At 62.8% G+C, this 21,990-nt stretch carries 18 protein-coding genes; 10 read left to right on the forward strand and 8 right to left on the reverse strand.

Features of this window, described 5'->3' with window-relative positions; genetic code table 11:
• Positions 1-210: 210 nt before the first annotated feature.
• The 7 genes from PSAKL28_RS05115 to pcaC all read left to right on the forward strand — a co-directional run bounded on the left by PSAKL28_RS05115 (position 211) and on the right by pcaC (position 7,048).
• Positions 211-1,071 carry a CoA transferase subunit A gene (locus PSAKL28_RS05115; protein ID WP_038607417.1) on the forward strand — a complete coding sequence of 287 codons (861 nt, stop codon included), beginning with the start codon at positions 211-213 and terminating at the stop codon, positions 1,069-1,071.
• Complete coding sequence (locus tag PSAKL28_RS05120; protein ID WP_038607420.1) at positions 1,068-1,847, forward strand: CoA-transferase subunit beta; 780 nt, start codon at positions 1,068-1,070, stop codon at positions 1,845-1,847. Before PSAKL28_RS05115 ends, PSAKL28_RS05120 begins: the two co-directional genes overlap by 4 nt.
• Complete coding sequence (gene pcaF, locus PSAKL28_RS05125) at positions 1,844-3,049, forward strand: 3-oxoadipyl-CoA thiolase (protein ID WP_174446958.1); 1,206 nt, start codon at positions 1,844-1,846, stop codon at positions 3,047-3,049. The genes PSAKL28_RS05120 and pcaF overlap by 4 nt, the downstream gene beginning before the upstream one ends.
• 119 nt (positions 3,050-3,168) lie before the next feature.
• Positions 3,169-4,458: an MFS family transporter gene (locus PSAKL28_RS05130; RefSeq protein WP_038607426.1), complete on the forward strand. Its 1,290-nt coding sequence runs from the start codon at positions 3,169-3,171 to the stop codon at positions 4,456-4,458.
• A gap of 19 nt (positions 4,459-4,477) precedes the next feature.
• Positions 4,478-5,842, forward strand: a complete 1,365-nt coding sequence (locus tag PSAKL28_RS05135; RefSeq protein ID WP_038607429.1) for a 3-carboxy-cis,cis-muconate cycloisomerase — start codon at positions 4,478-4,480, stop codon at positions 5,840-5,842.
• A gap of 11 nt (positions 5,843-5,853) precedes the next feature.
• Positions 5,854-6,645 (forward strand): 3-oxoadipate enol-lactonase, encoded by a 792-nt coding sequence (pcaD, locus tag PSAKL28_RS05140; RefSeq protein WP_038607432.1) that lies wholly within the window; start codon positions 5,854-5,856, stop codon positions 6,643-6,645.
• Positions 6,646-6,655: 10 nt separating this feature from the next.
• Positions 6,656-7,048 (forward strand): 4-carboxymuconolactone decarboxylase, encoded by a 393-nt coding sequence (pcaC, locus tag PSAKL28_RS05145; protein WP_038607433.1) that lies wholly within the window; start codon positions 6,656-6,658, stop codon positions 7,046-7,048.
• 79 nt (positions 7,049-7,127) lie between these two features.
• Here the strand turns inward: pcaC and PSAKL28_RS05150 are convergent, their stop codons facing one another.
• On the reverse strand, positions 7,128-7,634 hold the full coding sequence (locus PSAKL28_RS05150; RefSeq protein WP_038607437.1) for an Mpo1 family 2-hydroxy fatty acid dioxygenase: 507 nt from the start codon (positions 7,632-7,634) through the stop codon (positions 7,128-7,130).
• A 90-nt stretch (positions 7,635-7,724) separates the two neighbouring features.
• Here PSAKL28_RS05150 and PSAKL28_RS05155 point away from each other — a divergent pair, with 90 nt between their 5' ends.
• Positions 7,725-8,432, forward strand: a complete 708-nt coding sequence (locus PSAKL28_RS05155; RefSeq protein ID WP_038607440.1) for a Crp/Fnr family transcriptional regulator — start codon at positions 7,725-7,727, stop codon at positions 8,430-8,432.
• Here the strand turns inward: PSAKL28_RS05155 and PSAKL28_RS05160 are convergent.
• From PSAKL28_RS05160 to PSAKL28_RS05170, 3 genes are read right to left on the reverse strand one after another with little or no spacing between them, the layout of a single operon-like run.
• Positions 8,404-10,005 carry an arylsulfatase gene (locus tag PSAKL28_RS05160; RefSeq protein ID WP_038607443.1) on the reverse strand — a complete coding sequence of 534 codons (1,602 nt, stop codon included), beginning with the start codon at positions 10,003-10,005 and terminating at the stop codon, positions 8,404-8,406. The genes PSAKL28_RS05155 and PSAKL28_RS05160 overlap by 29 nt on opposite strands.
• 9 nt (positions 10,006-10,014) lie before the next feature.
• A complete protein-coding gene (locus PSAKL28_RS05165) occupies positions 10,015-10,839 on the reverse strand; it encodes an ABC transporter ATP-binding protein (protein ID WP_038607455.1) in 825 nt (274 codons plus the stop codon).
• Positions 10,836-12,431, reverse strand: coding sequence for an ABC transporter permease (locus PSAKL28_RS05170; protein WP_038607458.1), 1,596 nt, complete (start codon positions 12,429-12,431; stop codon positions 10,836-10,838). The genes PSAKL28_RS05165 and PSAKL28_RS05170 overlap by 4 nt, the downstream gene beginning before the upstream one ends.
• A 279-nt stretch (positions 12,432-12,710) precedes the next feature.
• On the opposite strand from PSAKL28_RS05170, the gene PSAKL28_RS05175 reads away from it, so the two are divergent.
• Positions 12,711-13,757 (forward strand): ABC transporter substrate-binding protein, encoded by a 1,047-nt coding sequence (locus tag PSAKL28_RS05175; protein ID WP_038607460.1) that lies wholly within the window; start codon positions 12,711-12,713, stop codon positions 13,755-13,757.
• Here PSAKL28_RS05175 and PSAKL28_RS05180 read toward each other — a convergent pair.
• Complete coding sequence (locus PSAKL28_RS05180) at positions 13,714-14,640, reverse strand: LysR family transcriptional regulator (RefSeq protein ID WP_038607463.1); 927 nt, start codon at positions 14,638-14,640, stop codon at positions 13,714-13,716. The two genes, PSAKL28_RS05175 and PSAKL28_RS05180, sit on opposite strands and share 44 nt — an antisense overlap.
• 182 nt (positions 14,641-14,822) lie before the next feature.
• Here PSAKL28_RS05180 and PSAKL28_RS05185 point away from each other — a divergent pair, with 182 nt between their 5' ends.
• Positions 14,823-15,722, forward strand: a complete 900-nt coding sequence (locus PSAKL28_RS05185; RefSeq protein ID WP_038607466.1) for a TauD/TfdA dioxygenase family protein — start codon at positions 14,823-14,825, stop codon at positions 15,720-15,722.
• Between the two features lie 89 nt (positions 15,723-15,811).
• Here the strand turns inward: PSAKL28_RS05185 and PSAKL28_RS05190 are convergent, their stop codons facing one another.
• The 3 genes from PSAKL28_RS05190 to PSAKL28_RS05200 all read right to left on the reverse strand — a co-directional run bounded on the left by PSAKL28_RS05190 (position 15,812) and on the right by PSAKL28_RS05200 (position 21,989).
• On the reverse strand, positions 15,812-17,065 hold the full coding sequence (locus PSAKL28_RS05190) for an OprD family porin (protein ID WP_038607468.1): 1,254 nt from the start codon (positions 17,063-17,065) through the stop codon (positions 15,812-15,814).
• A gap of 317 nt (positions 17,066-17,382) precedes the next feature.
• The gene (locus tag PSAKL28_RS05195) at positions 17,383-18,837 is read right to left on the reverse strand and encodes an AdeC/AdeK/OprM family multidrug efflux complex outer membrane factor (RefSeq protein WP_038607471.1); all 1,455 of its coding nucleotides are present in this window, start codon (positions 18,835-18,837) and stop codon (positions 17,383-17,385) included.
• Positions 18,834-21,989, reverse strand: a complete 3,156-nt coding sequence (locus PSAKL28_RS05200) for an efflux RND transporter permease subunit (protein ID WP_038607474.1) — start codon at positions 21,987-21,989, stop codon at positions 18,834-18,836. The genes PSAKL28_RS05195 and PSAKL28_RS05200 overlap by 4 nt, the downstream gene beginning before the upstream one ends.
• Position 21,990: the final 1 nt, after the last annotated feature.

The raw sequence follows: 21,990 nt of genomic DNA on the forward strand, positions 1-21,990 counted from the left end.
GGGGCAAGCCCGCTCCCACTGACCCTGTGGGAGCGGGCTTGCCCCGCGATCGTTTCACACCATTAGCACAACAACAATTTGTTCGATAATCGAACAGATAGTCGATTATCGGATTGTACCGCCCTCAGCCCCGCCTTAATCTGAAGTCCTACCGGCGCCACTCAAGGCGCCATGCAACCGACCTCGACTCAGCATATCCAGGAGTCTGCAATGGCTGAAATCCTCTCGCTCCACGATGCCGTGAAGCAGTTCGTCCACGACGGTGACAGCGTCGCCCTCGAAGGCTTCACGCACTTGATTCCGACTGCCGCCGGGCATGAAATCATTCGTCAGGGCAAGAAAGAGCTGACCCTGGTACGTATGACTCCTGACCTGATCTACGATCAGCTGATCGGTGCCGGTTGCGCCCGCAAACTGATTTTCTCCTGGGGCGGTAACCCCGGTGTAGGCTCGCTGCACCGCCTGCGTGATGCCGTGGAAAAGCAATGGCCGCAGGCCATGGAGATCGAAGAGCACAGCCACGCCGACCTTGCCAACGCCTATGTTGCCGGCGCCTCGGGCCTGCCTTTCGCGGTGCTGCGCGCTTACGCCGGTTCCGACCTGCCCAAGGTCAACCCGCTGATCAAGAGCGTCACTTGCCCGTTCACCGGTGAAGTACTCGCCGCCGTGCCTTCGGTACGCCCGGATGTCACCGTGATTCACGCACAGAAGGCCGATCGCAAGGGCAACGTGCTGCTCTGGGGCATTCTCGGCGTGCAGAAAGAAGCGGCCCTGGCGGCCAAGCGTTGCATCGTCACCGTCGAAGAAATCGTCGATGACCTCAATGCTCCGATGAACGCCTGCGTGCTGCCTACCTGGGCACTGTCGGCGGTGTGCCTGGTGCCGGGCGGTGCGCACCCGTCCTACGCCCATGGCTACTACGAGCGTGACAACCGTTTCTACCAGGCCTGGGACCCGATTGCCCGCAATCGCGAAGCCTTTACTGCCTGGATCGACGAATACATTCGCGGCACCGCCGACTTCAATGAATTCAAGGCAAAACTGGCCAGCGCTTCGGAGGCTGCACAATGAGCTACTCCACCAATGAAATGATGACCGTCGCTGCAGCCCGTCGTCTGCGTAACGGTGCAGTGTGCTTCGTCGGCATCGGCCTGCCTTCCAAGGCCGCCAACCTGGCGCGTCTGACGTCCTCGCCCGACGTGGTGCTGATCTACGAATCCGGCCCGATTGGCGCCAAGCCGAGCGTGCTGCCGCTGTCGATCGGCGACGGTGAACTGGCGGAAACCGCCGACACCGTGGTGCCGACCGGCGAGATTTTCCGCTACTGGCTGCAAGGCGGACGTATCGACGTCGGCTTCCTCGGTGCCGCTCAGGTTGACCGTTTCGGCAACATCAACACCACCGTGGTGGGTGACTACCACAACCCGAAAGTACGCCTGCCCGGTGCCGGTGGCGCGCCGGAGATTGCCGGTTCCGCCAAGCAGGTGCTGATCATCCTCAAACAGTCGAATCGCGCCTTCGTCGACAAACTCGACTTCATCACTTCGGTCGGCCACGGCGAGGGCGGTGATTCGCGCAAACGTCTGGGCCTGCCAGGCGAAGGGCCGGTGGGGATCATCACCGACCTGTGCATCATGGAGCCGGAAGCTGGCACTTACGAGTTTGTCGTGACCTCGATCCATCCGGGCGTGACCCGCGAGCAGATCATTGCCGCGACGGGTTGGGCGATTCGCTTTGCCGACAGCGTGCAGACCACCGCCGAGCCAAGCGAAGTCGAGCTCAGCGCCCTGCGTGACCTGGAAGCACGCACCGCCGCCGCCCACGGCCAAGCGCCAGGAGAAGCCTGATGCGTGACGTATTTATCTGCGATGCCATTCGTACCCCCATCGGCCGCTTCGGCGGCGCCCTGGCCGGTGTACGTGCCGATGATCTGGCCGCCGTACCGATCAAGGCGCTGATCGAGCGCAACCCGCAGGTGCAATGGGATCTGCTGGACGAAGTGTTCCTTGGCTGCGCCAACCAGGCCGGCGAAGACAACCGCAACGTCGCGCGCATGGCGCTGCTGTTGGCAGGCCTGCCGGACAGCGTGCCCGGTGTGACCCTCAACCGCCTCTGTGCCTCGGGCATGGACGCGGTCGGCACCGCCTTTCGTGCCATCGCCAGTGGCGAGATGGAGCTGGCGATTGCCGGCGGCGTCGAGTCGATGTCGCGTGCGCCGTTCGTCATGGGCAAGGCCGACAACGCCTATTCGCGCAACATGAAACTGGAAGACACCACCATCGGCTGGCGCTTCATCAACCCGTTGATGAAAGCCCAGTACGGCGTCGATGCCATGCCGCAGACTGCCGACAACGTTGCCGACGATTACCAGGTCTCGCGTGCCGATCAGGACGCTTTCGCCCTGCGTAGCCAGCAACGTACCGCAGCCGCCCAGGCCGCAGGGTTCTTCGCTGAAGAGATCGTGCCGGTGCGCATCGCCCACAAAAAAGGCGAAACCGTTGTCGAGCACGACGAGCACCCTCGGGCCGATACCACCCTCGAAGCCCTGGCACGACTGAAGCCGGTCAACGGCCCGGACAAGACCGTCACCGCAGGCAACGCCTCGGGGGTCAACGACGGTGCCGCGGCATTGATCCTGGCCTCGGCTGAAGCAGTGAAAAAACACGGCCTGACGCCACGTGCCCGGGTCCTCGGCATGGCCAGCGCCGGTGTTGCGCCGCGAGTCATGGGCATCGGTCCGGTGCCGGCGGTACGCAAGCTGACCGAGCGCCTCGATGTGGCGGTGAGTGATTTCGATGTCATCGAGCTCAACGAAGCCTTCGCCAGCCAAGGCCTGGCAGTGCTGCGCGAACTGGGCCTGGCCGATGACGCGCCGCAGGTCAACCCCAATGGCGGCGCCATCGCGCTGGGCCATCCGCTGGGCATGAGCGGTGCGCGGCTGATACTCACCGCCTTGCATCAGCTGGAGAAATCCGGTGGTCGCAAGGGCCTGGCGACCATGTGCGTCGGGGTAGGGCAGGGCCTGGCGCTGGCCATCGAGCGGGTGTAAGCCAATACCCCCGGACACGCGGCTCCCACGCAGGGTCGCGGGGCCGGGGGGATTGTTTGTGGAACGAGAGTGTTACTGATTGTGTCTAGACTCCAGTAACCCTCCTAGAGTGAATTGCCATGACAACTGCCTATTACACCGGTGAGGAACGCAGTAAGCGCATCTTCGCCATCGTCGGTGCCTCCTCGGGCAACCTGGTGGAATGGTTCGACTTCTATGTCTATGCCTTCTGCGCCATTTACTTTGCCCCGGCGTTTTTCCCTTCTGACGATCCGACGGTGCAGTTGCTCAATACCGCCGGGGTGTTTGCCGCAGGCTTTCTGATGCGCCCGATTGGTGGTTGGCTGTTTGGCCGGGTGGCCGATCGGCATGGCCGCAAGAATTCGATGATGATCTCGGTGCTGATGATGTGTGCCGGCTCCCTGGTCATCGCCTGTCTGCCGACTTACGCCTCGATCGGCGCCTGGGCGCCGGCGCTGCTGTTGCTGGCGCGGCTGTTCCAGGGCCTGTCGGTGGGCGGTGAATACGGCACCACCGCGACCTACATGAGTGAAGTGGCCCTGCGCGGTCAGCGCGGTTTCTTTGCCTCGTTCCAGTACGTGACGCTGATTGGCGGGCAACTGCTGGCGGTGCTGGTGGTGGTGATTCTCCAGCAACTGCTCAGCGAGGATGAACTGCGCGCCTGGGGCTGGCGGATTCCGTTCGTGGTGGGTGCGGTTGCGGCAGTGATCTCGTTGTTCCTGCGCCGCTCGCTGGAAGAGACCAGCAGCGCCGAAACCCGTAACGACAAAGAGGCCGGTAGTGTCGCCGGGCTGTTCCGTCACCACACTGCAGCCTTCATCACCGTGCTGGGTTACACGGCGGGTGGCTCGCTGATTTTCTATACTTTCACCACCTACATGCAGAAGTACCTGGTGAACACCGCCGGCATGAGTGCCAAGACCGCCAGTTTCATCATGACTGGCGCGCTGTTTCTGTACATGTGCATGCAGCCGTTCTTCGGCATGCTTTCCGACCGTATCGGCCGGCGTAATTCGATGCTGCTGTTCGGCGCCCTCGGTACCGTGTTCACCGTGCCGATCCTGATGGCGTTGAAAACCGTCACCAGCCCGTTCCTGGCTTTCGTGCTGATCACCCTGGCGCTGTGTATCGTCAGTTTCTATACCTCGATCAGTGGCCTGGTCAAAGCCGAGATGTTCCCGCCGCAGGTGCGCGCTCTGGGTGTGGGGCTGGCGTATGCGGTGGCCAACGCGATATTTGGCGGTTCGGCCGAATATGTGGCCCTGGGGCTGAAGTCGATGGGCATGGAGAACACCTTTTACTGGTACGTTACCGCCATGATGGCGATCGCCTTCCTGTTCAGCCTGCGCTTGCCTAAACAGGCGGCGTACCTGCACCACGATCATTGACCTGTTGAAGGACTTGGAAATGAACCCGCGACCGGGCAATCAGCTGTTCGATGCCTACTTCACTGCACCCGCCATGCGCGAGGTGTTTTCCGACCGTGGCCGGGTGCAGGGCATGCTTGATTTCGAAGCGGCCCTGGCGCGCGCCGAAGCGGCCGTGGGGGTGATTCCGCAGGTGGCGGTGGCGCCTATTGTCGCCGCCTGTCAGGCCGAGCGTTACGACTTTGCCGCGCTGGCCGAAGCCATCGGAATTGCCGGCAATTCGGCGATTCCACTGGTCAAGGCGCTGGGCAAGGTGATCGCCAGTGGCGTGCCGGAAGCCGAGCGTTATGTGCATCTGGGCGCCACCAGCCAGGATGCGATGGACACCGGCCTGGTCCTGCAACTGCGTGCCGCCCTGAGCCTGATCGAGAGCGACCTGCAACATCTGGCCGACTCACTGGCGCGTCAGGCCGAGGCGCATGCCGATACGCCGTTGGCCGGGCGCACCTGGCTGCAGCATGCAACGCCGGTCACTCTGGGCATGAAGATCGCCGGCTGGCTGGGTGCTTTGACCCGCCACCGTCAGCGCCTGCAGGAACTCAAGCCACGCTTGATCACCCTGCAGTTCGGCGGTGCCTCCGGGACCCTGGCGGCGCTCGGTGAGCAGGCCCTGCCGGTAGCCGAAGCCCTGGCGGCGCAGCTCGACCTGCACCTGCCGGAGCAGCCCTGGCACACCCAGCGCGACCGCTTGGTGGAGTTCGCTTCGGTGCTTGCTCTGGTCGCCGGCAGCCTGGGCAAGATGGGGCGTGATATCAGCCTGCTGATGCAGACCGAAGCGGCGGAAGTATTCGAACCCGCAGCGCCGGGCAAAGGTGGTTCATCGACGATGCCGCACAAACGCAACCCGGTGGGCGCCGCAGTGCTGATCGGTGCGGCGACGCGGGTGCCGGGGCTGCTGTCGACCCTGTTTGCCGCCATGCCGCAGGAGCATGAACGTAGCCTGGGGCTGTGGCATGCCGAGTGGGAGACCCTGCCGGAAATCTGCTGCCTGGTCTCCGGTGCGTTGCGCCAGGCGCAGATCATCGCCGACGGCCTGCAGGTCGATACCGCGCGTATGCGCGATAACCTCGACCTGACCCAGGGCCTGGTGCTGGCCGAAGCGGTCAGTATTGTCCTGGCCCAGCGCCTGGGCCGCGACACCGCGCATCATTTGCTGGAAACCTGCTGCAAGCGTGCAGTAGCCGAACAACGCCACCTGCGCGCCGTGCTCGGCGACGATCCGCAGGTGAGCGGCGAACTCTCGGCAGACGAACTCGATCGTCTGCTCGATCCGGCCCATTACCTCGGTCAGGCCCGCGTCTGGGTCGGGCGGGCGCTGGCCGAACATCACCGTTTCAATGCCTGAAGGAGGCTGCAGTGGCACAGGTACAACTCGCCGATGGCGCACTCAATTATCAACTCGACGGCCCAGAAGGCGCGCCGGTGTTGGTGCTGTCCAACTCCCTGGGCACCGACCTGCACATGTGGGATACCCAGGTGCCGGCCTTCGCTGCGCACTTTCGCGTGCTGCGCTACGACACCCGTGGCCATGGCGCTTCGCTGGTAACCGAGGGGCCTTACAGCATCGAGCAGTTGGGCCAGGACGTGCTGGCGTTGCTCGATGCCCTGAAAATCGAGCGTGCGCACTTCTGTGGCCTGTCCATGGGCGGCCTGATCGGTCAGTGGCTGGGGATCAATGCGGGAGAGCGCTTGAACCGCCTGATCGTCTGCAACACCGCCGCCAAGATCGGCTCGCCGGACACCTGGAACCCGCGCATCGAAATGGTCTTGCGCGATGGTAAAGCCGCGATGGTCGGCCTGCGCGATGCGTCGATCGAGCGCTGGTTCACCCCGGCCTATTCCTCGACCAATCCCGATCAGGCCAAGCGCATCACCGACATGCTTGCCACCACTTCGCCGCAAGGCTATGCGGCCAACTGTGGTGCGGTACGCGATGCCGACTTCCGTGATCAACTGGGTGAGATCAAGGCGCCGTTGCTGGTTATCTCCGGCAGTCACGACGCGGTGACGCCGCCTGCGGGCGGGCTGTTCATCCAGGAAAACGTGGAGGGCGCCGAATACGCCGAGTTCCATGCCGCGCACCTGTCCAACGTAGAAGTCGGCGAGCCGTTCAGTCGCCGGGTGATCGACTTTCTGCTGGCCCGCTGAGGAGCGACTTGTGGACGAGAAACAACGTTACGAAGAAGGCATGAAGGTTCGTCGCGCAGTGCTCGGCGACGCCCACGTCGACCGCAGCCTGAACAACCTGACGGCGTTCAACAGCGAGTTCCAGGAAATGATCACCCGCCATGCCTGGGGTGATATCTGGACGCGTCCGGGCTTGCCACGGCATACCCGCAGCCTGATCACCATCGCCATGCTGATCGGCATGAACCGCAACGAAGAGCTGAAGTTGCACCTGCGCGCGGCCGCCAGCAATGGCGTGACCCGCGAGGAGATCAAGGAAGTGCTGATGCAGAGCGCGATCTACTGCGGCATTCCGGCAGCCAATGCGACCTTCCACCTGGCCGAGTCGGTGTGGGATGAGTTGGGGGTTGAGTCCAGAGGTTGAGTCAGATCGCGGGGCAAGCCCGCTCCCACAGAGTCTCCACCCGGCCTGTGGGAGCGGGCTTGCCCCGCGAAAAGGCCCATCAACGAATCGCCACCGGCCCCACATTGCCCTCGATAGCCTGCTTCAGCTCCGGCCGCATGCCTAGCAGAAACCCCAGTTCCGCCACCACGAACAACGGCCCGATGATCAACCCGCTCAGATCATCGACAAAGGCCGGCTTGCGCCCTTCATAGTGGTGCCCGACAAACTGGATCACCCAGCCGACGACGAACAGCCCCAGCCCCGCACTCAACCACACCAGCGTGCTTTGCGCGGCCAGCACCTGGCCGGCCCACAGACACAGACCGAGCAACAGGGCCATGATCAAGCCAAACTGCTGGTCCAGGCGCAGGTAGAACCACCCCGTCGCCAGCGCCACCAACAAGGCTGGCGACAGCCACATCCCGGCCAGCTCCAGCCCCGGACGCGATAACAACACCGTCACCGCAACCACGATCATCGGAATGCCGACGAAGTGCGTGGCGATATTGCGTGGGTCACGGTGGTAGGCCGCATATTGACTGAGGTGTTCGACGAGGTTTTTCATTATTGTTCCTCCTGAAGGGTGACGTGAGCTTGCCCTGCAGACATTCCGGCTGTCTGTCGGCTAGCCGACAGAGTTGACCTTCGAGGCGTTATGACCAGCGATCCCGCCTGGCGCCATACCCTGCTCCAGGGCCACTGGTTCAAGCATCTGCCCCTGTCCCTTCAGGATAGCCTGCCGGGCCTGGCCCGCCTTCGTGAGCTGGCGCCGGGGCAGTACCTGTTCCAGCGCGGCGATGCGCCCTGCGGTTTGTACGCGGTGCTGTCGGGCAGCATGCGCGTCGGGGCGGTCAGCAGCGAAGGCAAGGAGGCGTTGCTGACGCTGGTCGAAGCGCCACACTGGTTCGGTGAAATCAGCCTGTTCGACGGCCAGCCGCGCACCCATGATGCCCAGGCTGAAGGGGCGGTGCGCCTGTTGTGGATACCGCAGGCCGCGCTGCTGTCATTGTTGGCGCAGCAACCTGAGTATTGGCGCGACTTCGCCTTGCTGATGAGCCAGAAACTGCGCTGGGTATTCGTCGCCCTGGAACAGCAGAGTCTGCTGGCCGCCGCGCCGCGGGTCGCCCACCGGCTGCTGCAGATCGCCGCCGGTTATGGCGAGATGGACGGCACCCGGCGTGTGTTGCAACTGTCCCAGGAGCAACTGGCGCTGATGCTGTCGCTGTCGCGTCAGACCACCAACCAGATCCTCAAGTCGCTGCAACAGGAAGGCGCGCTACGCCTGGGCTATGGCGAGATCGAGATTCTCGACCTCGCCCGTCTGCAAGCCCTGGCTAGTCCGGCTGGAATGGCGACTCGCTGAGGATTACCCCGGTTTCCTCGACATACTTCTGCCATTCACCCAGCAGCGCCTGGAGCCTGGCCGGTTGCGCCTGGGCCAGGTCATCGATTTCGCCCGGGTCGTTGGCCAGGTCATACAGTTGCCAGGTCGCCGGGCCCACCGGTCCAGGAATGTACACAGCCTTCCACTGCCCCTGGCGAATCGCCCGGCGGCCGAACAGTTCCCAACCCGTTACGGTGTTGTCGTCATGCACCTGTTCAGTCTCGCCGGAGAGGTAACCCAGCCACGACTTACCGCGCAGGGCGGCGACATCGCGTCCACGCCAGCGTGTGCCGGGATGCCGGACCCCGGCGAGGTCGAGCAGGGTCGGGGTGATGTCCATCACCGTGCTGAACTGGTGGCTGATCTGCCCCTGACGGGCCAGGGCCGGGTAGTGCACCAGCGCCGGCACGCGAATGCCGCCTTCGCTGGTAAAGGCTTTGTACAAGCGCGATGGCGCGGTGGCGGCCTGCGCCCACTGTGGGCCATACCAGACGTAGGAGTTGGCCCGGCCGATATTTTCCAGGCTGTTGTCGTAATGCTGGTCGAGGTAGCTGGCCAGGTGCGGGCCGAACTTGGGGAAGGCTTCGAGCAGTGCGCCCTCGGCACCGTTGTCGGACATGAATAGCACCAGAGTGTTGTCCAGCTGGCCCTGGTTGCGCAGGTAGTCGAGGACCCGGCCGATGTTCCAGTCCATGCGCTCGACCATCGCTGCGTAAACCTCCATGGACCGCGCCGAACGCTGACGCTGTTCATCGCTGAGGCTGTCCCAGTGATTGTCCACCGGGTGAGCACGCGTCTCGGCTTTGATCAGGCCGAGCTGGCGCAGTTTTTCCAGACGTTCCTGGCGCAGCACTTCAGGCCCGGCGTCGTAGCGGCCCTTGTAGCGGGCGACCACGTCGGCCGGTGCCTGCAGCGGCCAGTGCGGGGCGGAGAAGGGCAGGTAGGCGAAGAACGGCCGGCTCTGGTCACGTTCCTTGAGGTATTGCAGCAGTTTGTCGCCAAAGGCGTCGGAGGAGTAAAAGCCCTCAGGCAATTGCTCGACGAAGGTCTGGTCTTCGATGTACAGCGCCGGGGTCGACTTGAGCAGGCGCGGGGTCTGCTCGTCATAGGTCGGTTCGAAACCGTAGTGGTTGGCCGCGCCGGGCAGCAGGGCGAAGGAGCGTTCGAAGCCACGGGCGTGGGGCGCCAGTTCGGCTTTCAGGCCCAGGTGCCACTTGCCGCTCATCAGCGTCTGGTAGCCGGCGTCGCGCAGCAGCTCCGGCAGCGCTACCACCCGGTCGTTGAGGTAACCCTCGTAGCCGGGTTTGCCGATCAGCTCCGGAGTCAGCGCTTCGGCCATGGTGCAGATGCCGGCGATATGGTGGTCGGTGCCGGTCAGCAGCATCGAGCGGGTTGGCGAGCAGGTTGGCGCGGTGTGAAAGTCGGTCAGGCGCAGGCCGGCAGTGGCCAGGGCATCCAGGTTCGGCGTGGCGATTTCTCCACCGAAGGCACCGAGGTCGGAGAATCCCAGGTCATCGGCAACGATGACCAGAAAGTTGGGGCGTTGGCTCATGGTCGGTTCTCAATAGGCAAGGTAGGACAGGGGCAGGTTGTGGATCTGTGCCGGCGCGGCCGGCAGGTAGCGGTCGTCGGCGGTCAGTTCGTGCAACAGCGCTTCGCGCAGACGGTGGAAGTCGTAGCTGGAGCGCTGGCGCGGGTGCGCCAGGTCGATACTGTTGATGCGCTTGATACGTCCCGGCCGTGGCTCCAGCACCACCACACGGTCAGCCAGGAACAGCGCTTCCTCGACATCGTGGGTCACCAGCAGCGTGGTGATCCGTGCGCGTTCGCGGATCGCCAGCAGTTCTTCCTGCATCTGCTGGCGGGTCAGCGCATCAAGGGCACCGAAGGGCTCGTCGAGCAGCAGAATCCGCGGGCTGGCCACCAGGCCGCGGGCAATCGCCACGCGCTGGGCCATGCCACCGGAGAGCTGATGCGGGTAGGCCTGGCTGAAGTCCTGCAGGCCGACCAGGGCGATGTACTCGGCAATCCGCTGCTCGCGTTCGCTGCCAGTCAAGGTGCTGTTGACCAGGCCCAGGGCGATGTTTTCGTGCACGCTCAGCCAGGGGAACAGGCGGTGTTCCTGGAACACGATGCCGCGCTCGCTACCGATGCCGGTCAGCGGCTGGCCGTCGATCAGGATCTGGCCCTGGTAATCGTTATCGAGGCCGATCAACAGGCGCAGCAGGGTGGACTTGCCACAGCCACTGGCGCCGACAATGGCGACGAACTCGCCATCGGCGATCTGCAGGTTGAAGTCGCGGATGGCTTCCAGCTCACCGCCAGCTACGGCGAAGTGTTTGCCGACCTGATTGAAGCTGACCAACGGATGGGCAATGGCGTTCATGCTCGTCTCCAGCGCGTGGCGCGCGATTCGATGTGTTGTCCGAGGGCGCCCAACAGCGCGCCGGTGAGGCCGACCAGGAGCATCCCGGCCATGATCAGGTCCATGCGCAGCAGTTGCTGGGCGCCGATCATCAGGCTGCCGATACCGCCGCCGGAGGGCATGAAGTACTCGGCACCGATGGTGCCCAGCCAGGCGTAGATCAAGCCCACGCGCAGACCGGCAAAGATGCCCGGGGCTGCGCCGGGCAACACCAGGCGCAACAGGCGCTGACGCAGGTTCAGGTGCAGCACCCGCGCGGCTTCTTCCAGCTGTGGTGAGCGGTTGGCGACGCTGCGCTGGGTGGCGATGAACAGCGGAAAGAACGCTGCCAGGCCGACAAATACCCATTTGGCCAGCTCACCGAGGCCGAACCAGGCCGTGAGCAATGGCACCCAGGCGAAGATGGCGATCTGCCGCAGACCGGCCAGGCTCGGCCCCAGCAGGCGTTCGGCAGGTCGGGACAAACCCAGCCACAACCCCAGCGCAAAGCCCAGGCCACCACCCAGCAGCAAACCCGCCAGGGCGCGACCGACACTGACCGCCAGGGCTGCCGTCAGCGAACCGTCGAGCACCCCGCTCCAGGCAGTACTCACCACCTGGACGGGCGCCACGAGGATGTTGCTATCGACCCACTGCAACTGATTTGCCAGCTGCCAGACCAGCAGAAACGCCAGCGGCAACAGCAAGGCCTGCAGGCGTTCGCGGCCATGCAGATGCTGCACCCGCAGTTCAGCGCCGGGCGGATGCGGCCAGTGCACCAGCCGGCGATCCAGCCAGCCGAGGCCACGGTCCATGGCAAAACCGAGCAGGCCGATTACAGCGATGCAGACGAAAACGATGTCGAGCATGAACAACTGCCGAGCCCAGACCATCAGGTAGCCGATACCTTCACTGGAGGCGAGCAGCTCGACCGCCAGTAATGATGACCAGCCGGTGGCCAGGGCCAGGCGCACGCCGGCGAGAAAGGCCGGCAGTGCTGCGGGCAGGATCAGCTGGGTGATCAGCAAGCGGCGCGGCAACTTGAGCACGGCGGCTGCTTCGCGCAGACGCGGCTGTGCGTCACGCACGCCGACCAGGGTGTGCAGGGTCACCGGCACGATAATCGCCTTGACCAGCACCACCAGCTTGAGCAGCTCGCCAATGCCGAACAGCACCATGAACAACGGCACCCAGGCCAGCGTAGGGATTTGCGCCAGGGCGTTGAAGGTGGGCAGCACCAGGCGTTCGGCGCGACGGCTGCAACCCAGCCAGGCACCCAGCAGGGCACCGCTGCTGACCCCCACTGACAAACCGATCAGCAAGCGTTGCAGGCTGATTGCCAGATGCGACCACAACTCACCGTGGGCCAGCTCCTGCGCGCTCTGCCAGACCAGGCTTGGTGCTGGCAGTATCTGTTCGCTCATCCACTGGTTGCGGCTGGCCAGCCACCACAGCAGGGCCAGGGCCAGTGGCAGGTACCAGGCCTGGAGGCGTGCCTGCAACGGTGTGCCGACTGTGTGCAGGCGTCTTGCAGGTACGGCCAGGGGCAGGCTGGGGAGTGATGCTCGGGCCATGGCGGAGCTCCGTGGATTGGCTATTTACATATTCCATTCGGGTATATTTTTCTAAAAATAAATTCGAATAGGTGATAAGAGACAGCATTTAAAGCAGGCCCTTAAAGCTGTATCCAATGCATTCGAGGCATATTTTCCTTGTGCCTGATGCATAGCCCGTCGCAACCCCCATGGCTGCTTGTTTATGTGTATAAGTTATTAAAATGTAATTTATTAGTATTTATTTGTTGATCGACGATCTGGTTAGCGTGGCCGCATCACTACAAGGAGTCGCGTGCCATGAACCTGTCGATCAACCGTGTTTTCAGTCTGTTTGCCGCTCCCGCCCTGGCCGCTGTGGTGGGCTGGTTACCGCCTTTGGCCCAGGCCGCTGCGGTCCGCGAGATTCGTATTGCCGTCCCCGATCTGAGCGCTGGCACCCAGCACTCCGGAGGCGGGGTGACGGATGTGCTGCGCAATCAGCAATTGCTGGAAAAAGCCTTCGCCGCCGACGGCATCACGATCCAGTGGAATTACTTCAAAGGGGCGGGGCCGGTGATCAACGAAGCCTTTGCCAACGGCCAGGTCGACTTCGCCTATCTGGGCGATCTGGCGGCCATCATCGGCAAGGCCAATGGCGTCGACACACGCCTGCTGGCCGCTACCGGACGCGGCATCAAGCATTACCTGGGGGTGGCGCCGGGCAGTGGCATCAGGACCTTGCAGGACCTGAAGGGCAAGCGTGTGGCGATCTTTCGCGGCACCGCCAGCCAGTTGTCGTTTGATGCCGCACTCGCCAGCCAGGGCCTGAGCGAGAAGGACTTCAAGGTCATCAACCTCGATTTCAATGCCGCGGTCGCCGCCTTGGCCGCCCGGCAGATAGACGCCACCTGGGGCCTGTCGGGCTTGACCGCGCTGCAGGAGCGCGGCCTTGCCGAGCTGCCGTTGAATACCAAAGACCTGGGGGGCGCCGGCAGTATCCAGGCCGTGCTGGTGGGTTCCGGGGCTTTTGTCGATGCCCATCCCGAACTGGTCCAGCGCCTGTTGGAAGCCCAGCAGCAAGCGGTGCAATGGCTCAGTGACGAGAACAACAAGCAGGCTTACATCCAGCTGGTTTCAGGGCTGGCCAGCTACCCGCCGGTGATTCTTGAGCGCGACCTGCAGGACGAGGTCCTCGGCCAGACCTTCCGTTCCAGCCTCGACCAGCCGTTCCTCGACCAGTTGCAGGCCTCGGTCGACCTGGCCGCCAAACAGCGGCTGATCCGCAAACCGTTCAAGGTCAGCCAGTGGCTGGCGCCCCAGGCTACCCGGCCAGCACCTGCAGCGCTGGCTGCTGATCGAGGCTGATCAGGGTATCGATCATCGCCCGCGTCGCAGGCGACAGGCGATAACCGCTGCGGCTGACAATGCCGCAGCGGGCATTGAGGCTGTCAAGATTGGCCGGCAGGTTGCGCCAGTGCAGGCGCACCAGTCGGCCCTGCTGGATATCGTTGGCAAAGGCTTCTTCGGTCCCGATCCCGATGGCATCGCTGCCCTGCACCAGGCTGACCAGGGTCGGCAAATGTTCGGTGAGCAGCTGCGGGGTGAAATCGGTCTTGCCGCTGAGGTTGGCCAGCAGCTTACGCACCCCCGGCGGAATTAGCGTGGTGGCCAGCGGATAGTCGAACATGTCGTTGGTCGACAGACTGTCCTTGGCCAGCAATGGATGCCCGGGACGGCAGAAGAACAGGCCGCGGCGCGGACTCAAAGGCAGCGTCTGATAGTTCGGATCCGCCTCGAACTGGCGGATATCGGCGATGAAAAACTCGATCTCTTCGCGGTTCAGGGCACGGCTGAGTTTCTCCCAGTTATCCACCTCAAGACGGGTGTGCACTTTCGGGTGGGCCTGAAGAAACCGCGCCAGCGCCCGCGGCACCAATTGCACAGCCGCTGCCGGCCCGCAGCCGAAGTGCAGCTCGCCAGCATCGAGCTTGGTCATCTGCAGCACTTCGCAACTCAACTGTGCCGCGCCCTGGACCAGACGCAAGGCGTGCTGCAGTACCACCTGGCCTTCGGGCGTCGGGCGCAGGTCCTTGTTGCCACGGTCCACCAGAACACAACCGAATTCCTGCTCCAGGCCCTGGATACTGCGGCTGAAGGCCGGTTGGGTGATGCCCATGGCATCCGCGGCGCGAACGAAACTGCGGTGTTCAGTGAGGGCGATGAAGTAACGCAGTTGGCGAAGATCCATATGCTTTCCCGGCATTCCAAAAATACGGCGAAGGTATTTGCCGTCACGAAGGCTCAGGTTTTAAATGCAAGCTCTTATTCCGTCAATGAAGCATTTGAATATCTGTTAGAGCTTATTTGCATATAGATAGCGCAAGTGATTCATCGGCAATTTTCCTAGAGCAGCCAGATGAGGGTCATACCATGAGCAATGCCGCACACGCCGTAGCGCCCGTCAGCCACGTGCTGGACATCCACCCGGTGGCCGGACGCATCGGTGCCGAGATTCGCGGGGTGCAACTGAGTGCCGACCTTGAGCCCGCCGTGATCGAGGCCATCCAGGCCGCCCTGGTGGAGCACAAGGTGATCTTTTTCCGTGCTCAGCATCACCTTGACGATCAGGGCCAGGAAGCCTTCGCGCACTTGCTGGGTGAACCGATTGCCCACCCCACGGTGCCAGTACGTGAGGGCACGCGCTTCCTGCTGGAGCTGGATGGCGAGCGCCGGGCCAATTCCTGGCACACCGATGTGACCTTCGTCGATGCCTACCCCAAGGCTTCGATCCTGCGCTCGGTGGTCGCTCCGGTGTCAGGTGGCGACACGGTCTGGGCCAACACGGCGACGGCCTACCAGGACCTTTCGGCCGAACTGCAGGCCCTGGCCGACCAGCTCTGGGCGGTACACAGCAACGAGTACGATTATGCGGCGGCCAAGCCGAATGTCACGGCCGAGCAGCAGGAAAACTACCGCCGCATCTTCACCTCGACGGTGTACGAAACCGAGCATCCGTTGGTGCGTGTGCACCCGGTCAGCGGTGAGAAGACCTTGCTCCTCGGGCACTTCGTCAAACGCTTGAAGGGCTATTCGCTGTTTGATTCCACGCACCTGTTTAACTTGCTGCAGAGCCATGTCACGCGCCTGGAAAACACCGTGCGCTGGCGCTGGCAGGCGGGCGATGTGGCGATCTGGGATAACCGTGCGACCCAGCATTATGCGGTGGACGACTATGGCACCCAGGAGCGCGTAGTGCGTCGGGTGACCTTGCAAGGGGATGTGCCGGTTGGTGTTACCGGGCAGCGCAGCCGGACTGTTCGCGGGGTGTGAATCCTATCGCGGGGCAAGCCCGCTCCCACAGGCATTGCACTGAACCTGTGGGAGCGGCGGTGCGACGATTCGACTTGCCCCGCGATGTTTCAAAGAATGCTGATCGGGTAGCTGATGATCAGGCGGTTCTCGTCAAAGGCATTGGTGCTGTAGTCGCGACGCATGGTCGAGTTACGCCATTTGAACGACAGGTTCTTCAGACTGCCCGACTGGATCACATAGGCCAGTTCCGATTCCCGGGCCCACTCCTTGCCGTCGCTGACGGTTGCGGTGTGGACGTTGTCACCGCTGATGTAGCGGTTCATCAGGGTCAGGCCAGGGATGCCGACACCGGCAAAGTTGAAGTCGTGACGCAGCTGCCAGGAGCGCTCTTTGGCGTTGTCGAAGCTGGAGTTGTAGCTGTCGTTGGCCAGGGTGCCACCACTGGTGCCGTTGACCCGCATCCAGCCATCGTCGCCGCTGACTTTCTGCAAACCGACATAGAACGTGCTGCTGCCGTACCGGGCCGAGAGCAGGGCCGAGGCGGTGCGGTTGTCCAGCTCGCCGGCCCGCTCAGCGCCGTCTTCCTTGCCGATGAAATAACCAAGGTTGGCGCCCAGGGTCCAATCGCCCAAAGGCTGACTGTGGACCAGGTTGATGTACTGCTGGTTGTAGATGTCCTTGAGTTCGGCATTCCACAGGCCGATCAGGGTGCGCTTGTCGTTGAAGCTGTATTCGCCCCCGGCAAAGTTGAAACGGTCGGAAGTGAAGGCCGCTTTGCCGTTCATCGACATGTCGTCCATGCTCGCGTCGTTGCGCGGGCTGTTGGCGCGGAACTGGCCGCCATACAGGGTCAGACCGGCGATTTCCTGGGAGGTGATCTGCCCGCCGCGAAAGGTCTGCGGCAGCGAGCGGCCATCGTCCGAACGCAGGATCGGCAATACCGGCATCCACTCGCCGACTTTCAGTTCGGTGTTCGACACCTTGGCCTTGAGCGCCACGCCCAAACGGCCAAAGTCGTCGGCCGGGCGTCCATCGTCATGCACCGGCAACAGGTGCGTACCGGTCGTGCCCTTGCCGCCATCGAGCTTGACCGAATACAGGCCGAGCACATCGACACCGAAGCCGACAATGCCTTGAGTGAACCCGGAGCGGGCGTCGAGGATGAAACTCTGGGTCCATTCCTCGGCCTTGCCTTGCGGGTTGGCCGGGTCGACGAAGTTGCGGTTGATGTAGAAGTTGCGCAGGTTGAGGTTGACCTTGGCATCTTCGGCAAAGCCGCTTTCGGCCGCGAGGGCCGGGAGTGCGCAAGTCATGGCCAGCAGGCCGGGAAGCAGGTGTCGTGCGGGTGCGGGTGTGCTCATGTGATGTGTCTCTTGTTTTTATTCAAGCCGAAGCCATCCGCTGCGAGGTTTTTGAGTCGCAGGCCGGGCAACAGTCTTTGGGGTGTGCTTTGGAAAAGCTGCGAAGGGATGGTGCGGCGACGGGAGGGGGTGAATCAATTCGTTACAGGCGGTATTGGGCGGTAATCGAACGTTAACTGATTGGTTAAATAATTATCGCGGGGCAAGCCCGCTCCCACAGTGAGAGGTGATTTTCGGTGGGAGCGGGCTTGCCCCGCGATAAGGACCGACACAAAAAAGCCCACCGCAAGGGTGGGCTTCTGAAGCACAAACCTGACTCAGCCTTTCGACGACTCGGCCGCCGCCTGCTGCTGCGCCTGACCGGTCTGCTCGTACCAGCCGCCACCGAGGGCCTTGTACAGGTTGACCTCGCTGACCAGCTGCGACAGGCGGTCAGTGATCAACGACTGCTGGCTGTTGAACAACTGACGCTGGGCGTCGAGGAAGGTCAGGTTGCTGTCGACACCGATACGGTAGCGACGCTCGGCCAGACGGTAGTAGTCCTGGTTGGCAGACACCAGATCACGCTGGGCTTGCAACTGCTCGTTGAAGGTCTTGCGCGCGGCGAGGCCATCGGAGACTTCCTGGAAGGCGGTCTGGATGGTTTTCTCGTACTTGGCGACGTTGATGTCCTTCTGGATCTTCGAGTAGTCGAGGCTGGCACGCAGGGCGCCGGCGTTGAAGATCGGCAGGCTGATCTGTGGCTGGAACAGCCAGGTGCCAGAGCCGCCCTTGAACAGTCCACCCATGTCCGGGCTGATGGTACCGGCGTTGGCGGTCAGGCTGATGCTCGGGAAGAACGCTGCCCGGGCGGCGCCGATGTTGGCATTGGCGGCCTTGAGCAGGTGTTCGGCTTCCTGGATGTCCGGACGCCGGTGCAGTACGTCGGACGGCAGGCCTGCAGGTACTTCGGCCAGCAAGTCGCTGTTGAGGTCCTTGGCTGCTGGCAGGTTGTCCGGCACACCGGTGCCGAGCAGTACCGCCAGGCTGTTCTGGTCCTGGGCAACCAGGCGCTGGTACTGGGCCAGCTTGACCCGGGCGCCTTCTACCGACGTCCGTGCCTGGCTCAGGTCCAAGGCCGACGCCACACCCACTTCGTTGCTGCGCAAGGTCAATGCGTAGCTTTGCTCGTAGGTCTTGAGGGTGTCTTCGGTCAGCTTGAGCAGGTCCTGGTCGGCCTGCCAGGTGAAGTAGGCGTTGGCCACACTCGCCACCAGGGCGATCTGGGTCGAGCGCCGGGCTTCTTCGCTGGACAGGTAGATTTCCAGTTGCTGCTCGGTGAGGCTGCGCACGCGACCGAACAGGTCGAGTTCATAGGCGCTCACCCCGAGGGTTGCCGAGTACTGGCTGGTGATCTCGGAATCGCCGGTCTGCGACAGGTTACCTGGCAGCCGTTGGCGGCTGCCATTGCCATTGGCGCTGACCGCCGGGAACAGATCGGCCCGCTGGATGCGGTACTGCGCCCGGTAGGCATCGATGTTCAAGGCCGCGACCTTGAGGTCGCGGTTGTTGACCAGCGCAGTCTGGATCAGTTGTTGCAGCGCCGGGTCCTGGAAAAACTGACGCCAGCCTTGCTCGGCGGCGGCCACATTCGCCGACTCGGTCGGCGAATAGGCAGGGCCTTGCGGCCACTGCGCGGCCACCGGTGCGTCCGGGGTCTGGTAGTCAGGGATCAGCGAGCAGCCGCCAAGAATGAAAGCGGTGACCGCCAGGGACAACAGGGACTTACTCATTGCCCGCCCTCATAGCGTGGAGTTTCAGGAGTGGCGTCTTCTTCTTCAGTTTTCTTGCTACTGAACAGCGACGACACGCTAACGAAGAACAGCGGTACCCAGAAGATCGCCAGCACGGTGGCCGTCAACATCCCGCCGATTACCCCGGTACCGATGGCATGCTGGCTGCCCGAGCCCGCCCCGGTGGAAGTAGCCAACGGTACCACGCCGAGAATGAACGCCAGCGAGGTCATGATGATTGGCCGTAGACGCATGCGGCAAGCCTCGATGGAGGCATCGACCAGGCTGCGGCCCTGCTCGTGCAGTTCCTTGGCGAATTCGACGATCAGGATCGCGTTCTTCGCCGCCAGGCCAATGGTGGTCAACAGACCCACCTGGAAGTACACGTCGTTGGACAGGCCGCGCAGGCTGGTGGCCAGCAGTGCGCCGATAATCCCCAACGGCACCACGAGCATGACCGCGATCGGGATCGACCAGCTTTCATACAGGGCCGCCAGACACAGGAACACCATCAGCAGCGACAGGGCGTACAGCGCAGGCGCCTGGGAGCCCGACAGGCGCTCCTCGTACGACAGGCCGGTCCAGGAGTAGCCAATACCTTTAGGCAACTGTGCGGCAATGCGCTCGACTTCGAGCATGGCTTCACCGGTACTGTAGCCAGGGGCTGGCGCACCGAGAATTTCCATGGCTTCTACGCCGTTGTAACGCGCCAATTTCGGCGCACCGTAGATCCACTCGCCTTTGGCGAAGGAGGAGAACGGCACCATTTCGCCGAGGCTGTTGCGCACGTACCACTTCTGCAGGTCTTCCGGGCTCATGCGCGAAGCGGATTCGCCCTGGATATACACCTTCTTGACCCGACCGCGGTCGATGAAGTCGTTGACGTAGCTGGCACCCAGGGCAATCGACAGGGTGTTGTTGATTTCGGCGATGGTCACGCCCAAGGCACTGGCGCGCTCGTCGTCGACGGTCAGCTGGTACTGCGGCTCATCGTTCAGACCGTTCGGACGCACAGCCGAGAGAATCTTGCTCTGCGCGGCCATACCGAGGAACTGGTTACGTGCTTCCATCAGCTTCTCGTGACCGACACCGGCACGGTCTTGCAGGAACACGTCGAAACCGGTGGCGTTACCCAGTTCCAGTACCGCAGGCGGGGCAAAGGCGAACACCATCGCGTCACGGAAGGTGAAGAAGTGCTGCTGGGCGCGGGCCGCCAGGTTGAACACGTTATTCTCGGCGGAGCGCTCTTCCCATGGCTTGAGCATGATGAAGGCCATACCCGAGCTCTGGCCGCGACCGGCGAAGTTGAAGCCGTTGACGGTGAACACCGAGGCAACGGTATCGGCTTCCTTGTCCAGCAGGTAGCTGCGCATTTCGTCGATCACCACCTGGGTCCGTTCGGCACTGGAGCCGGCCGGGGTCTGCACCTGGGCGAAGAGTACGCCCTGGTCTTCCTCGGGGAGGAAGGCGGTGGGGATGCGCATGAACAGCCAGATCATGCCGACCATGATCAACAGGTAGGCCAGCAGGTACGGCGCCTTGTTGCGCAGGATGTTGCCCACGCCACGTTCGTAGCTCTGCACGCTGCGGTCGAAGTTGCGGTTGAACCAGCCGAAGAAGCCGCGCTTGGCAACGTGATGTTCACCCTTGGCAACCGGCTTGAGCATGGTCGCGCACAGCGCCGGGGTGAAGATCAGGGCAACCAGTACCGACAGCGCCATGGCCGAAACGATGGTGATCGAGAACTGCTTGTAGATCACCCCGGTGGAGCCACCGAAGAACGCCATTGGCAGCAGTACCGCCGAGAGCACCATGGCGATACCGACCAGCGCGCCCTGGATCTGGCCCATGGACTTCTTGGTGGCTTCCTTGGGCGACAGGCCCTCTTCGGACATCACCCGCTCGACGTTTTCCACCACAACAATGGCATCGTCCACCAATAGACCGATGGCCAGTACCATACCGAACATGGTCAGGGTGTTGATGCTGAAGCCCGCTGCGGCGAGGATGCCGAAGGTGCCGAGCAATACCACCGGAACAGTCATGGTGGTGATGATGGTGGCGCGGAAGTTCTGCAGGAACAGGTACATCACCAGGAACACCAGCACGATCGCTTCGATCAGGGTGTGGATTACCCCGCTGATCGATTCGGTCACTACTGGCGTGGTGTCATACGGGAATACCGCCTTCATGCCTTCCGGGAAGAATGGCTCAAGCTCGGTGATGGTCTTGCGCAGCGCCTTGGCGGTATCCAGGGCGTTGGCCCCGGTCGCCAGTTTGACCGCCAGACCGGAAGCCGGTTTGCCGTTGAACTGGGCACTGACTGCATAGTTCTCGCCGCCAAGGCCGACGGTGGCAACATCGCTCAGACGGACTTGCGAGCCGTCACGGTTGACCTTGAGCAGGATCTTCTCGAATTGCTCGGCGGTCTGCAGACGGGTCTTGCCGATGATCGTGGCATTGAGCTGGGTACCGGGCAAGGCCGGCAGGCCGCCGAGCTGACCGGAGGAAACCTGGACGTTCTGCGCCGCGACTGCGGTGCGTACATCGACCGGGGTCAACTGGTACTTGTTCAGCTTGGCCGGATCGAGCCAGATACGCATCGCATACTGGGCACCGAACACCTGGAAGTCACCGACGCCGGCGGTCCGCGAGATCGGGTCCTGCATGTTGGAGACGATGTAGTTGGCCAAGTCATCCTTGGACATGCTGCCATCTTCCGATACCAGGCCGATCACCAACAGGAAGTTCTTCACTGCCTTGGTCACACGGATACCCTGTTGCTGCACTTCTTGCGGCAGCAGCGGGGTGGCCAGGTTGAGCTTGTTCTGCACCTGGACCTGGGCGGTGTCGGAGTTGGTCCCCTGCTCGAAGGTCGCAGTGATGGTCATGGTGCCGTCGGAGTTACTTTCCGACGAGACATAACGCAGGTTGTCGATACCGTTGAGCTGCTGCTCGATAACCTGGACCACGGTGTCCTGCACGGTTTGCGCCGAGGCGCCCGGGTAGGTCACAGAGATCGCAACGGCCGGTGGCGCGATGCTCGGGTACTGGTTGATCGGCAATTTGAGGATCGACAAAGCGCCGACCAACATGATCACCAAGGCGATCACCCAGGCAAAGATCGGGCGATCGATAAAGAATCTCGACATG

It is taken from the genome of Pseudomonas alkylphenolica (assembly GCF_000746525.1).
GTDB classification, from domain to species: Bacteria; Pseudomonadota; Gammaproteobacteria; order Pseudomonadales; family Pseudomonadaceae; genus Aquipseudomonas; species Aquipseudomonas alkylphenolica.